The organism is Duganella levis, from assembly GCF_009857605.1.
In the GTDB taxonomy this organism is placed as follows: Bacteria; Pseudomonadota; Gammaproteobacteria; order Burkholderiales; family Burkholderiaceae_D; genus Rugamonas; species Rugamonas levis.
Map to the genome: position 1 here is coordinate 124,632 of NZ_WWCT01000005.1, position 14,791 is coordinate 139,422.

Genomic DNA, 14,791 nt, shown 5'->3' on the forward strand with positions numbered 1-14,791 from the left:
CTATCGCTCTCTTCCGACGCTGAGGAGAACCTCAGTGAGACTTCATCGACGTTACGTCCCATCAACTTTTACTTTCCGGTTGTTCAAGTTAATATTCCTCAGTGTGATGGCAAAGCTTGAGGATTTTCAGACTTGTTCAAGTTAATAGGGCGAACTGTTGAAATTCAAATTTCGCTAACTCCATGATTTGACTGATAGGCCGTTCAAGGTAATATTCCCGGCTGCCAACGAGCAAGCTTCGGGGGCTTGTGCAGAAATACGGAAGGAGCCGAACAGCGCGGTGGCGTCGGCTTCTGGGGCTTTTTGTCAGCACAGAGATGCAAGCGTCGCAACGGGTGCATCTCCTGAGTTTGCTGACGCGATTAGTTGCGGCCAGCCATCACGCCGCCATCGACGTCCCAGTTGGCGCCGGTGACCCAGCCAGCTTTGTCCGACAGCAGGAAAACCACCACCTCAGCCACATCTTGCGGCGTGCCGACCCGGCCGATCGGGTGGAAGCTGTTAAAGCCTTGCAACGCGTCGTGCACTTCCGCCTTCGGGATAAAGCCCTCGTAAATCGGCGTTTGCACCACGGCCGGCGACACGGCGTTGACGCGGATATGCTTGGACGCCAGCTCCATGGCCGCGTGCTGTGTCAGCGAATGCAAGCCCGCCTTGGCCATCGAATAAGCGGAGGAAGGCGTCGCAGCGATCGCTTGCTTGGCCCACATCGAGCCGATATTGACGATCGCGCCCGGCTTGTTGCTGGCGACCAGATTAGCCGCCACTTTCTGCGTGATGAAGAACGCCGCCTTGTTCAGCTGCATGTACATGTCATAGTCGGCCTCGGCGTGTTCCAAGAACGGTTTCGGGAAGAACACACCCGCTGCGTTGACCAGCAGGTCGATATCCGCGTGCTGCTCATCGATGGCCTTGAGTAATTGCTGCAGACCTGCTTCGCTCGACAGGTCGGCAGTCAGTGCCCATACCTGCCCCAGCGCAGCCAGCTCCGCACGGGCGTCTTCCGTTTTTTGCGGCCGGTTGCCCACGATAACCGCACTGCCGCCTTCTTTCAGCACGCTACGTGCCGACTCGAAACCCATGCCGCTGGTACCACCGACCACCAACAACTTCTTGCCCTTGAATTGATTGCTCATTACTTTTTCCTTTTAATGAAAACTTCGTGGATTGGATGAACTGAAGTTTGGGCGTGCGGCGGCTAAATAACAAACCAGATAAAATGTTCCTCATTAAAAGAAAAACTTTATATTGATGAAGATCCCGGTCCATCTCAACGCTCTACGCGCCTTCGAAGCCAGCGCGCGTCACCAAAGTTTTTCCGCTGCGGCGGCCGAATTGAACGTGACGCCGGCGGCGGTCGGCCAACTGGTGCGGACGCTGGAGGATTGGCTGGGGACGCCGCTGTTTCACCGCACTGCCGGCGGACGCGCGCGACTGACCCCAACCGAGGCGGCAGAGCGCGCGCTGCCTGATATCCGTGCCGGATTAGACCGGCTTGGATTGGGACTTGAGCGGCTGCGGGAAGGCTCGCTGAACGGCGTGCTGACCGTCACCGTTAGTCCTGCCTTTGCCGCCAAGTGGCTGTTGCCGCGTATCGACCGTTTCCAGACGGCCTGCCCGGATACCGACGTGCGGCTGGACACTAATCTCAAAGCAGTAGATTTTCTATCGCAGCGCATCGACATCGGCGTGCGCTATGGCATGGGTAGCTGGCCGGGCCTCACGGCTGAAAAACTGATGGACGAAGAGGTGTATCCGGTCTGCTCACCAGAACTGCTGCGCAAGACCGGCAGCCTGAAAAATCCGGCTGACCTGGCGCACGAAACCCTGATCCATGACCTGTCCATGGATGGCCACGCGGAGTTCCCGACCTGGGCCGCATGGCTGCACAAGGCCGGGGTCGCGAATCCAAGCGGCTCGCGAGGAATGAAGATCAACAATTCTGCGGCGGTTCTGCAGGCCGCTGCCGAAGGGCACGGGATCGCACTCGCGCGCAGCATCATGGCGCGCGATGACCTGCTCTCCGGCCGGCTGGTGCGGCTGTTCGGCGAGATCAGTTTCGCCTCGCCTCTGGCCTATTACGTCGTGTATCGCGCCGACTGTTCCGGCTTGCCCAGAGTTCGCACTTTCCGCGACTGGCTAATGCAGGAAGCGCAAAGCGACCTCCGTGCATAAGGCCAATGTATACTGTGGTTCCATATATTTACAGTGATCAGGTCACCTCTGAGAGATCCGCTATGCTCGATAATCCTGCCGCCCTCGCCGCGAAGCCACCTCACCCTAGCGCGCTGCTCGAACAGCTGGTGGAGCAGCGTACCGCCGAATTAAGCCAGGCTTTGGCCGCCGTGGAGGCGCAGAAGCAGGAACTGGAAAGCGCGCTACGGCAAAAAGAGGAAGTCCAGAGCCAGCTCAAAGACGAACTGAAAGACGCCCAGCTGCTGCATAACATCAGCGCCATGCTGGTCGATGAGAACTCGGTCGGCGAGCTGTATCAAAAACTGGTCGATGCCGCCACCTTGGTGATGCGCTCCGATTTCGGCAGCATGCAGCGCTTCGACGAGGAAACAGGCAAGCTGCAATTGATCGCGCACCGCGGCCTCGATCAGCCAGCGGTGGAGTTCTGGCAATGGGTCCACGCTGGCCGCGCCACCACCTGCGGCAAGGCGCTTCAACTGGGCCAGCGCGTGGTGGTGCCGGATTTCGAAGTGTGCGAATTTATCGAAGGCAGTGCCGATCTGATCGCCTTCCAACAAGCAGGCGTCCGCTCCGCGCAATCGACGCCACTGCTGACCCGCAACGGCCGCCTGGTAGGAATGATTACCACCCACTGGACGCGCGTCTGCCAGCCGCGCGAACGCGACCTGCAACTGCTGGATATTATCGCCCGCCAGGCGGCCGACCTGATTGAACGCAACGCCTCCGCCGAAGCGCTGCGCTTGCAGTCGCAGCGCCTGATTGAGGCCGACCGCTACAAGGATGAATTTCTGGCCACGCTGGCGCACGAACTGCGCAATCCGCTGGCGCCGATCCAGAACGGCCTGGCTCTGCTCAAAATCGGCAAGTCCGAGCAGGTGCCGCGCGTGCTGCCGATGATGGAGCGCCAGCTGGGGCACATGGTGCGCCTGATCGATGATTTGCTGGATGTGTCGCGTGTCAGCCGTGGCATGATTACGCTGAAGCGCGATCGTGTCACCCTGAAAACCATCGTCGACAGCGCGGTCGAAACCAGCCGGCCGATGATCAACGCCGCCCAGCATAAATTCACCGTCACCATTCCCGGAGACAACGTCTGGCTGCATGTGGACCTGACGCGGGTGGCGCAGATCATCAGCAATCTGCTGAATAACGCCGCCAAGTACACGCCGTCCGGCGGCGAGATTGAACTGGTCGCCGAAGTGACCGGCTCGACCGTGTTGGTCAAAGTCAGCGATACCGGCATCGGCATCGCGCAGACCATGCTGCCCAAGATTTTTGAGTTATTCACCCAGGTGGACGGCACGGCCGAGAACGCCCAGGGCGGTTTAGGAGTAGGACTGGCACTGGCCAAGCGCCTGGCGGAAATGCACGATGGCAGCATTGAAGTCACCAGCCCGGGCGACAAAGGCGGATCGGTGTTTACCTTGTCCCTGCCGGTAGACCACGCCGTCGCACTGGACCGCAATCCAGACCAGCACCCTGCGTCCCACCCGGTGGGCAACGCGCTGCGCGTGCTGATTATTGATGACAATGTCGATGCCGCCGAAACGCTGGCACTCGTCCTTGGCGTCCTGGGTCACACCACCAGCGTGGTGGTGGATGCCCGCAAGGCGCTGGCGGCAGCGCTGGAATTCGAGCCGGATGTGGTGTTCCTGGACCTGGGCATGCCTCACCTGAACGGATTCGACCTGGCCCGGCAAATGCGCGGTGAAGCGGCGCTGAACCGCACCTATCTCGCCGCATTGAGCGGCTGGGGATCGGAAGACGACCGCGCGCGAAGCCTGGAGGCCGGCGTCGACCGCCATCTCACCAAGCCGGTCAAACTGAACGAAGTCGAGGAGATGCTGGCGCAGCTGGTGCAACGACGCTAAACGCAAGGCCAGAAAAAATTTATTCTCCGCGTGTCGATTTCTTGCGGCATGATTCGTCGTCAGATGGAGGGACCATTGTCCCGCAACTTTCTACGAGGAGACGTCATGAAACAAGAGATCATCTTCAACCTGCCGGTCAAGAACCTGGACAAGTCCAAGGCCTTCTTTACCGCGCTCGGCTTCAGCACCAATCCGAAATACAGCAACGAGCAAGCAGCTTTCATGGACGTCGTCGGCGGCGTGCACATCATGCTGATGACCGAGGGCTTTTTCCAGTCCCTGATCAACAAGCCGGTGGTCAACGCCGCCGAGGGCAACGAAGTCATCATCTGCCTGATGTGCGACAGCCGCGAGGAAGTCGACAGCCTGATCGCCAAAGCCACCGCCGGCGGCGCCCGCATTCCCCATCCGCCGGAAGACCACGGCTTCATGTATGACCAGGGCTTTGAAGACCTCGACGGCCACCTGTGGAACCTGGTCTGGACCGCGCCGCAGGACTGATTACGCGTGGGCCAGCAGCGGACGGCTAACCGGGCGGGATGCGCCGCCGCGTGGGGCGGCGCTGCGTTGAACACCACCACCGTCCAGCTTGAACGCGGCCACCGATTCGGACAGGCGCGCAGCCTGCTCCGACAGCGACGCCGACGCGGCCGCCGCTTCTTCCACCAGCGCGGCATTCTGCTGCGTGGTCGCATCCAGCGTGGCGACCGCCTGGTTGATCTGGCTGATGCCCAGTTCCTGCTCGTGGCCGGCGGCGCTGATTTCCACCATGATGCCGGTGACGCGCTCGATGCTGGCGACGATCTCGCCCATGGTGGAACCGGCTTCGCGCACTTGCGACACGCCGCCATCCACCTGCGTGACCGAGGCGCCGATCAGCGCCTTGATGTCCTTGGCCGCGTCGGCGCTGCGATGCGCCAGGCTGCGCACTTCGGACGCTACCACCGCAAAGCCGCGGCCCTGTTCGCCGGCACGGGCCGCTTCCACCGCCGCGTTCAATGCCAGGATATTGGTCTGGAAGGCGATGCCGTCGATCACGCCGATGATGTCGGCAATCCGGGTCGAGGCGGCGCGGATCGATTCCATGGTGTTGATGACATTGCCCACCACTTCACCGCCACGCGCTGCTATCCGCGACGCTTCCTGCGCCAGTTCGTTGGACTGGCGGGCGTTCTCGGAATTCTGGCGCACGGTGGAAGTCAGTTCTTCCAGCGAGGATGCGGTTTCTTCCAGGCTGGCGGCCTGTTCTTCGGTGCGGCCCGACAGATCGAGGTTGCCGGTGGCGATTTCAGCGGTGGCGGTGGCGATGCTGGCCGCGCCGTTGCGCACCGACAGCACGGTGGCTGCCAGCTTGCTCTGCATCCCTTCCAGCGCGCGCATCAGTTCGGTCATCTCGTCATTACCGCGCACGTCGATGCGGTTGGACAGGTCGCCGTCGGCCATGCGCGCAAAGTGCGTCACCGATTCGCGGATCGGCACCAGGATCGAGCGCAGCAGCGACACCGCCGCCGCCAGCATCAGCACCAGGCCGCCGACAATCGCGCCGCCGGTCAGCCAGCGCTGGGTGGAATACAGCGCCTGGCTGGCGTCATATTGCCTGGTGTTGGATTTGCTCTGGAATTCGCTCAGCGCCTGCGCGCTCTCGGACAGTTTGGCAAACAGCGGCTGCATCACCGTCATGGTGATTTTGTCGGCCAACACGGTATCCTTGGCGTTGAGCGCGCGCACCAGCGGCATGAAGCCCTGGTCGGCAAACGCCTTGCGGTCCTTGTCCATCTGGTCGGACAGGCGCTTCTCTTCATCGTTCTGTGGCAGCGCCAAGTAGCGTGCCCAAGCTTTGTCGGACGCCGTCATAAAGCTTTCAGCGCGGGCCAGCGTTTTGCCCGAGTCCGGCAGTTCCGGATGCATGGTCACGCGGTCCAGCGCCAGGCGTGAACGGGCCAGGGCCAGTTGCGATTCGCCGATGGCAATGGCCGACGGCATGGTGTTGTCGTTGGCGTCCTGCAGGCTGAGGTTGACTTTCTGCATGCCATACAGGCCGCTGAGACCGGTGATCACAATCAACAGCCCCAACAGGGCCATGGTTGCGATGAGTCGGAATTTGATGGTGACTTTCATGATAACGCTCCATACCTATGCCAACTGTAACCGCGTTGTGGGGAGTGAGCGAAGGCGCTGGACTCGGGCGGACAGGACGGCAGCGTAGTGGCTGCGTTAGAGGAGAGGAAACGAGGATCTGGTTTCGACAGCGGCGGATGAATTTCCGTATGGAATTAATTCTACGCCTGTTGCGTGACAATTGGAAAGAATTTCTTAACTTGCAATTTGCATGTGCCGGCGGGCGTCACCAGGACGCCACACCGGCTGCAATGCTAGGCGCCCGGCGCCTTGCGGTAACGCATCGGATTAAAGCCGGCATAGGCCGCTTCCGTGAGCGCGCTGGCCAGCAGGCCCAGCTTGCGATGGTCGTAGCTGCTGTTGTTGAACACCACCACGTTGACGTCGTCGGCCAGCACGCGCCGCGCCACCAGGCGGAAGCCGCCATTCGAGCCGTCTTCCCATGCGCACTCGCGCGGCTGGCCGGCGATGCCCGCCAGTTGCGTGCGGCCGCCCAGCGCGTAGTGCTGCTCCTGCCGGTTGACGCGCAACAGCGTGGCGCGCGAGGCCGGCGTCAGGATGCTGCCGCCCAGCACGCCGTTCATCAGGAACAGCATGTCGGTGGCGCTGCTGTAGAAGCCGCCGGCCATGGCCATGTAATCCGGCACCGGACTGACATTGCGGGTCCACGGCGGCGTTTGCGTGGCCGGCGTGTAGGCCAACGCCATGCCGGCCACCTTGTCCGAGTCGCCGCTGAAGATGCCGCTGTTGTGCAGCTGGAGCGGCGCCAGCAGCCACGCCGACACGCACTCGCGGTACGACTGGCCGCTGACGTGTTCAACGATCGCCTTGACGATCAGCCAGTTGGAATGCGAATAGTCCCACTCGCTGCCGGGCTTGAAGCGCAGCTCACCGCTGGCGTAGCGGCGCACCGCCTCCATCTGCTCCAGCGGCTGGTCGCGCATTTCCGGATGCGCCTTGCGCGCCTCCAGAATCTCGTTCGGCACACCGCTGGTATGGCTCATCAGATGGCGCAGCGTGAGACGGGCGCCGGTGTCGGCGCGGTAGTCCGGCAGGTAGCGCGTGATCGGCTCGTCCAGCGCCAGCTTGCCCATGTCGACCAGCTTCATCACCACCATGGCGGCCACCCATTTCGACACCGAGCCGGTTTCAAAGCGCGTATTCAGCGCCATCGGCGTGTTAGTCTGGGGATTGGCGCTGCCGACGGCGTTGGTGTACCACACCTCCGGCCCCAGGCTGACCGCCACCGTGCCGTTGAAGTCGTAGTAATCGGCCAGGACCGCGTCATAACGCGCTCCCTGGTCCGAGGCAAAAGCAGGCACCACACGGCCAAGGGCCACCGCCCCGGCCAAGGCAAGACATTGACGACGATCCACAGCAAGCTTCTCCTTAAAATCGATCGCAGCAGCGTACCACAGGTAGTAGCCAGTCCCGGCCAAAAGATAGGGCCGCCGTAGTAGGCTATCAACTTAGAATACACATTTTGCCAGCAGGGATATTCCGATGCGCAGGAACCGATGGAAACTTGCAGCTGGCCTGGTCGCGCTCTTGCTTTGGCATACGGCGCAGGCGCTGAATCCCACCATCCGCCTGGAAGACCTCAACCGTGCCAGCTGGAGCGAGAAAGACGGCGTGCCGTCCAATATCCAGTGCATGGCGCAGACCCGCGACGGCTGGCTGTGGCTGGGCACCTCGGACGGCCTGTACCGCTTTGACGGCGTCAGCTTCGAACGCTACCCGCTCAAGCGCAGCCGCATCTTCAGCCTGCACGCCAGCGACAACGGCGACCTGCTGATCAGCTATGAGCTGGAAGGCGTGCAGGTGCTGCATCCGGATGGCAAGCTGACCGACCTGGCGCCGGCCGGCGCGCCCAAGCCGGGATCGGTCGCCTCGATGGCCACTGACCGTGACGGCACGCTCTGGACGGTATCGGTGCGCGGCCTGCACCGATACGTCAACGGCCAATGGCAAACCATGGCCAGCGGCATCGACTGGACCAATCAGACGCTGAGCATCCTGGTCGACCAGTATGGCCGGGTCTGGGCCTCGAACCGCGACGCCGTGTACCTGTACGACCGCAGCCAGGACAAAGTGGTGCGGGTCGGCGGCAACGCGCTGCGCGGTAATCTGATCCAGTCGCCGGACGGCCGTATCTGGGCCAACAGCGGCGAGCGGGTGATGCCGGTGCCGGCGCCGCCGCTGGGCGTGCACTTGCCGCGTCAGCCGGACTTCAACAGCGCCGAGTCGCGCACCCACGGCCAGTTCGACCGCGACGGCAACCTGTGGGCCTTGCACTGCCCGCACGGCCTGTGCCGGGTGGCGCGCGCCGGCGAGCTGGCCGCCGCGCCGATCGACGTCGCGCGCCAGGCCAACGACCGCCTCGACCAGCCCTGGCAACTGAGCGCGCTGACCACCAACAACCTGCTGGAAGACCGCGAAGGCAATATCTGGGTCGCCACCCAGAATGGCCTGGACCGTTTTCGCGAGAACAAACTGGTGCCGGTGCGCATTGCCGGTCCCGCCGCCTCCCTGACCACCGCCAGCGATACCGAGGGCCGGCTGTGGGCGGCCGAATGGACCACCCACACGGTATGGCAGCTCACAGCCGGCGCGGCGCCGGTGCGCGACCCGCACCGCAGCGCGCAGGTGGTGGCCAATGACCGCGACGGCGCGCTGCTGCTGGCCGGGTCGCGCGAGATCGAACGCATCTATCATGGCAAGTCGAGCCGCATCCCGCTGCCCGCGCCCGATGGCAAGCCGGTCGACCTGACCGTGCTGGGCCTGCTCGACGACGGCAAGCGGCTGTGGATGGCGTCGATCCAGACCGGCCTGATGGCCCTGGTCGACGGCGCCTGGCTGCCGCGCTCGCGCTTCAACCTGCCGCCGCGCATTGCCATGTCGGCGGCCGGCGGCGTCGGCCAGCTGTGGCTGAGCCACAACGACGGCGGCCTGAGTTTCTACGACAACGACAAGTTGACCCGTTACGACATCAGCATGGTCGGCCAGGAGTCCGGCATCTTTCCCGGCCCGCAGCTGGTGGTGGCCGGCGACCACGGCCTCGCCGTCCAGCGCGGCAACCAGTTCGTGCTGCTGGCGCCGGCCGATGCGGCGGCGCTGCGCAACGTCACCGGCATGACGGTGACGCCGGACGGCGACCGCTGGCTGAACGGCGCCAAGGGCGTGGTGCGCATCCGCAGCACCGATTGGGAGGCCTCGCTGCGGCAGCCGCAGGTGCCGCTGGTCTACACCGTGATCGACGCGCTGGAAGGCTATCCCGGCCGCGCGGCGATGGAAAACCGCCTGCCGACCATCTACAACGCCGGTAACGGCCGGCTATGGTTTCGCGCCACCGGCGGCCTGGTCACGCTGGACACCACCCAGCTGCGCCCCAACCCGGTCAAGCCGGTGGTGCAACTGCTGCGCGTAGCCACCGACGAGCGCAGCTATCCGGCCACCGGCCGCGTGCAACTGCCGGCCGGCACGCGCAACTTCAACATCCAGTTCACCGCACCGGGACTGCGCAAGCCGGAGGGCATGCGCTTCCAGTATTTCCTCAAAGGCGTGGACCAGCACTGGCAGGACTCCGGCACCCGCCGCGCCGCCTACTACACCAACATCGGGCCCGGCCGCTACACCTTCAGCGTGCGCGCGGTCAATGAGGACGACATGGCCAGCGAGACGGTGGCCTCGGTACCGCTGGAAATCGCGCCGACCGTGGTACAGACCTGGTGGTTCCAGCTGCTGTGCGTGGTGTTCGCGGCGCTGCTGCTGGCCGGCTGGTACCAGTACCGGCTGAAGAAAGCCACCGCCGCCATCGCCAGCCGGCTACAGGTGCGGATGGACGAGCGCGCACGCATCGCCCGCACCTTGCACGACACCTTCCTGCAAAGCGTGCAGACCCTGGTGCTGCGCGTGTATGCGGTGCTGACCAGGATGCCTGAGGGCAGCGAACCGCGCGCCCGCCTGGAAGCCATCCTGGACGACGCCGACCGCGCCATCGAAGAAGGCCGCGACCAGGTGCAGTTGCTGCGCAGCGGCCTGGATATCGAGCAGCAGCTGAACCAGACCGGCGTGGCGCTGGCGGCGCTGCACAGCACTACCCAGTTCGAGCTGGCCACCGAGGGCGAGGCGCGGCCGCTGTCGCCGCCGGTGCAGGATGAACTGGCGGCGATCGCCCAGGAAGCGCTGCGCAACGCCTTCCAGCACGCGCGCGCCAGCAAGGTCACGGTGCGCATCGAATACCACGACGACGCGCTGGTGCTGCAGGTGGCCGACGACGGCCGTGGCCTGGACCAGGACGAAGTGCGCAACCGCATCAAGGAACGCCATTTCGGCATGGTCGGCATGCGCGAACGGGCCCGCTACGCCGGCGCCGCCATCGACATTACCAGCTCGCCCGGCCAGGGCACGGTGATGTCGCTAAAAGCGTCCGCCAGGCTGTGTTACGCGACGGATGAATAAACAGTCGGACGGTTGGTGAATTTCGTAATTGCATCACAACCGCGCTGATTGCAGAATGGGGGAAAACGATAAGGAGACATCCCCATGACAGATTCCATCCGCGCCGCCAGCCTGCTGGCGCTGGCCGCTACCTTTGCCTCGCCCGCCTGGGCCGACACCGTGACGGTCAAGTCGCCCAACGGCCGCAACGCGGTCAGCATCGACAGCGACAAGCTGACCTACAGCGTCAGCCGCGACGGCAAGCGCATCATCGAGCCCTCGCCGCTCGGCCTCAACCTCGACATCGGCGCCATCGGCCCCGGCGCCAAACTGAGCGGCCACGCGGAAACCACCGTCAACGACACCTACGAGATTGTGCTGGGCAAAGCGCGCAGCGCACCAGACCACTACCAGCAGTCCACGCTCAGCTTCGCCGGCAAGCCGCAATTTCAGCTGATCGTGCGCGCCTACGACAACGGCGTCGCCCTGCGCTACGTGGTGCCGGAGCAAGCCGGCGTGTCGAGCTTCAAGGTGATGAACGAAGCCACCCAGTTCAACTTCGCCAAGGACTACGACTGCTGGGGCGCCAACATGGGCCGCTTCGACACCAGCTTCGAGGCGGAATACGACCGCACCAAGGCCTCCGGCATCCGCAACTTCCACAACTACATGGCGCCGCTGGTGTGCAAGACCGGCGCCGGCAATACCACCTTCGCCATCGCCGAATCGGACGTCAAGGACTATCCCGGCTTCTACCTGTCCGGCCGTGGCGATGCCGGCCTGGGCGTGATGGTGACGCTGCCGCCCCGTTTCGACAACAACCGCGACTACCGTTTCCGCAAAACCGTCTCCGCCAGCGTGCAGCTGAAGGGCCAGGGCTTCCAGACGCCATGGCGCGTGGTGATGCTGGGCGATACGCCAGGCGACCTGACCGCATCGTCGCTGATTCCGACCTTGGCGGCGCCGTCGCAGATCAAGGACACCAGCTGGATCAAGCCGGCCAAGACCTCGTGGGACTGGTGGAACGACTGGGCCGTCAACGTGCCCAACGCCGGCGTCAACACCGACACCTACAAAGCCTTCGTCGACTTTTCCAAGGCGATGAAGCTGGACGATATCCTGATCGACGAAGGCTGGTCGGTGGGCAGCGATGTCGAGCCGAATCCGCAGGCCGACGTCACCCGCGCCAAGCCGGCGCTGGACATGCCGGCGCTGCTGCACTACGCGCAATCGCAAGGCGTGGGCGTGTGGCTGTGGGTGCAGTGGCAGCAGCTGGACAACCAGATGGACGCCGCCTTCCGGCAATACGCCGCCTGGGGCATCAAGGGCATCAAGGTCGACTTCATGAACCGCAACGACCAGGAGATGGTGGACTGGTATCACAAGGTGCTGAGCAAGGCCGCCGAGCACAAGCTGATGGTCGACCTGCACGGCGCCTATCCGCCGAATGGCCTCAACCGCACCTGGCCCAACTACGTCACGCAGGAAGGCGTACTGGGGGCGGAAAACAACAAGTGGAGCGCGCGCATCACCGCCACCCACAACGTCACGCTGCCGTTCACGCGCATGATCCTGGGGCCGATGGATTACACGCCGGGAGGCTTCCACAACGCCACGCCATCCACTTTCGCCTCACGCAACCACGAGCCGCTGGTGATGACCACGCGCGGCCAGGCCATCGCCATGTACGTGGTGTACGACAGCCCGTTCCAGATGGTGTCCGATAGCCCGGCCGCCTACCGCAATGCCGACGGCAGCTGGGCCGATGGCGCCGAGTTCATCCAGGGCGTGCCGACCACCTGGGACGAGACGCGCATCATCGCAGGCGACATCGGCGAGTACATCGTCTCGGCCCGCCGCAAGGGCGATGTCTGGTATATCGGCGCCATGACCAACGAATCCGGACGCACGCTGAAGGTGCCGCTGTCCTTCCTCGGCAAGGGCACACATAAAGCGCAACTGCTGCAGGACGGCGCCGACGCCAGCCACCTGGCAGCCAGCGACAGCACGGTGACGGCCACGCAAACCATCACGCTCAAGCTGGCGCCATCCGGCGGCGCGGTGGCGGTGATCAAACCCTAGGCGGCGCCAGGAACATCTGCTCGAAGGTGTGTGCATCCACCGCCCGGCTGTAGTAATAACCCTGGCCCTGCACACACCCCGCCTCGGTCAGGAAATCGGCTTCGCGTCCGGTTTCCACGCCTTCCGCCACCGCCGCAATCGCCAGGTTGTCGGCCAGCGCCAGCACCGCGCGCAGCAGGGTCTGGCGGCGCGGCGCGGCGTGGTCGATGCCGTGCACAAAGCTGCGGTCGACCTTGAGCAGGTCGATCGGCAAATCGGCCAGGTAGCTCAGGCTGGAATAGCCGGTGCCGAAATCGTCGATCGCCAGCGACACGCCGATACTCTTCAGGCGCTGCAACAGCGCGCTGGCGCCGTTCACATCACGCACCAGCGCCGACTCGGTCAACTCCAGTTGCAGACAGGCCGGATCGAGGCCGGCTTCGGCCAGATGATCGCCGATGTAGCCGGCAAAGTCGCCCTGCCGCATTTCCAGCGCCGACACATTGACCGCCATCGCACCTGGCATGCGCCCCTCGCGTTCCCAGCGCTTGGCCTGGCTGAGCGCCTGGCTCAGCACCCAGCGGCCCAGCGGCACGATCAGCCCCGACTCTTCGGCGCTGCGGATGAAACGCGCCGGATCGACCCAGCCCCACACCGGGTGCTGCCAGCGGAGCAGCGCTTCGCAGCCGCATAGGGCGCCGTCGCTGAGCTGGACCTTGGGTTGGTAAAACAGCTCGAACTGGGCGGTGCCGAGCGCCTGCCGTAGACCGTTTTCCATCTGCCGCCGCTCGATCGCGGTGCTCAGCAAATCCTGATTGAAGAAGCGCCAGACATTGCGGCCAGCCGCCTTGGCCGCGTGCAGCGCGGTGTCGGCATGCCGCAGCAGCACGTCGCCGCTGTCGCCGTCGCCGGGATACACGGCGATGCCGATGCTGCAGCCGATGTGGATCGGTTCACCGTCCAGCTGGTGCGGCAGCGCCACGGCGGCGCTGATGCGCTGCGCCGCCTGGGTGGCGTCGGCGCGGTCGCTGCCGGGCGCCATCAGCACCACGAATTCGTCGCCGCCCTGGCGGCTGATCAAGTCCACCACGCGGAAGCAGCCGCGCAGGCGCGCCGCCACCGATACCAGCAGCGCGTCGCCGGCGGCGTGGCCCAGCGTGTCGTTGACCAGCTTGAACTTGTCCAGGTCCAGATACATGACCGCCAGCGGAAGACGGTCCGCCTCGGCTTCCTTGAGGATGCGGTTCAGGTGGCGCTGGGCGGCAAAGCGGTTCGGCAGCCCGGTCAGGAAATCGTGCCAGGCCAGGTGATCGACCTGGGCCTGCAGCTCGCGCGCATTGGTCATGTCGTGGAACACCATCACCACGCCGCACACGCGACCGCAGCGGTCGTGGATCGGCGCGGTAGCGTCCTCGATCATCAACTCGCTGCCGTCCGGACGGATCAGGATGCTGCCGGGCGCGATCCGCACCACCGCACCGCTGGCCAATGTCTGTAACGCCGGGTGCTCCATCTCGATGTGCGACTTGGGATCTTGCAGCCGCATCAGTTCGTTGATCGGCCGGCCCAGCAGCTGCGCCATCTCCAGTCCCAGCAAGCGGCGCCCGGCCAGGTTGCAATAGCTGACCCGGCCCCATTCATCCGTGCTGATGACGGCATCGGCGATCGACTCCAGTACCAGCCCGTCCTGGCGGTGATCGGTCGCCGGCGACTGGCTGAAGCGCGTGGCCACCACCACCGACTGCAAGATCCGGCGCAACAGCTCGCGCGAGGTGGAGGCGGTGACGATGTAGGTCACCGCGCCCAGCCGTACCGCCTCCTGCGCCTGCGGCAGGCCGGTGTCGGGCGCCAGGATCACCACCGGCGTGCGGTCGCAGGCGACCGACAATGCATGCCAGACGTCGCTCACCGGGGTGTCTTCCAACAGGGGATTGACCAGGATGAGGTCGGGCGCCAGCGCGGCGGCGCGGCAGAGATCGGCCAGGTCGCCGGCAAACCGCAGCGTGATGACGGCGTCATCGGTTGGCGAACTGCCCCGCATGCGTTCCAGCTGCTGGCGCTCAGCTGGGTCAGATGTCACCGCCAGTATATGCATATCCATCGTG

Annotated in this window: 9 protein-coding genes; 5 read left to right on the top strand and 4 right to left on the bottom strand. The window is 64.3% G+C overall.

The features are described from left to right. Positions 1-362: 362 nt before the first annotated feature. The gene (locus GTP69_RS08670) at positions 363-1,136 is read right to left on the bottom strand and encodes an SDR family NAD(P)-dependent oxidoreductase (RefSeq protein WP_161054501.1); all 774 of its coding nucleotides are present in this window, start codon (positions 1,134-1,136) and stop codon (positions 363-365) included. Positions 1,137-1,251: 115 nt separating this feature from the next. Between GTP69_RS08670 and gcvA the strand changes: the two genes are divergently transcribed. The 3 genes from gcvA to GTP69_RS08685 all read left to right on the top strand — a co-directional run bounded on the left by gcvA (position 1,252) and on the right by GTP69_RS08685 (position 4,568). Next, entirely contained in the window at positions 1,252-2,175 is a 924-nt protein-coding gene (gene gcvA, locus GTP69_RS08675; protein ID WP_161054502.1) for a transcriptional regulator GcvA, read from the top strand. Positions 2,176-2,237: 62 nt separating this feature from the next. Beyond that, a complete protein-coding gene (locus GTP69_RS08680; RefSeq protein WP_161054503.1) occupies positions 2,238-4,067 on the top strand; it encodes an ATP-binding protein in 1,830 nt (609 codons plus the stop codon). Between the two features lie 105 nt (positions 4,068-4,172). After that, the gene (locus GTP69_RS08685; RefSeq protein WP_161054504.1) at positions 4,173-4,568 is read left to right on the top strand and encodes a VOC family protein; all 396 of its coding nucleotides are present in this window, start codon (positions 4,173-4,175) and stop codon (positions 4,566-4,568) included. Here GTP69_RS08685 and GTP69_RS31705 read toward each other — a convergent pair whose 3' ends face one another. Beyond that, positions 4,569-6,185 (bottom strand): methyl-accepting chemotaxis protein, encoded by a 1,617-nt coding sequence (locus tag GTP69_RS31705; RefSeq protein WP_161054505.1) that lies wholly within the window; start codon positions 6,183-6,185, stop codon positions 4,569-4,571. It abuts the gene before it with no gap. Positions 6,186-6,439: 254 nt separating this feature from the next. Then, the gene (locus GTP69_RS08695; protein ID WP_202424346.1) at positions 6,440-7,561 is read right to left on the bottom strand and encodes a serine hydrolase domain-containing protein; all 1,122 of its coding nucleotides are present in this window, start codon (positions 7,559-7,561) and stop codon (positions 6,440-6,442) included. 127 nt (positions 7,562-7,688) lie between these two features. Between GTP69_RS08695 and GTP69_RS08700 the strand changes: the two genes are divergently transcribed. Both GTP69_RS08700 and GTP69_RS08705 read left to right on the top strand, forming a co-directional pair. After that, positions 7,689-10,646, top strand: a complete 2,958-nt coding sequence (locus GTP69_RS08700) for a sensor histidine kinase (RefSeq protein ID WP_161054506.1) — start codon at positions 7,689-7,691, stop codon at positions 10,644-10,646. Between the two features lie 84 nt (positions 10,647-10,730). Next, the gene (locus GTP69_RS08705; RefSeq protein ID WP_161054507.1) at positions 10,731-12,707 is read left to right on the top strand and encodes a glycoside hydrolase family 97 protein; all 1,977 of its coding nucleotides are present in this window, start codon (positions 10,731-10,733) and stop codon (positions 12,705-12,707) included. Here GTP69_RS08705 and GTP69_RS08710 read toward each other — a convergent pair. Then, positions 12,697-14,787, bottom strand: a complete 2,091-nt coding sequence (locus GTP69_RS08710) for a putative bifunctional diguanylate cyclase/phosphodiesterase (protein WP_161054508.1) — start codon at positions 14,785-14,787, stop codon at positions 12,697-12,699. The two genes, GTP69_RS08705 and GTP69_RS08710, sit on opposite strands and share 11 nt — an antisense overlap. Positions 14,788-14,791 lie beyond the last annotated feature (4 nt).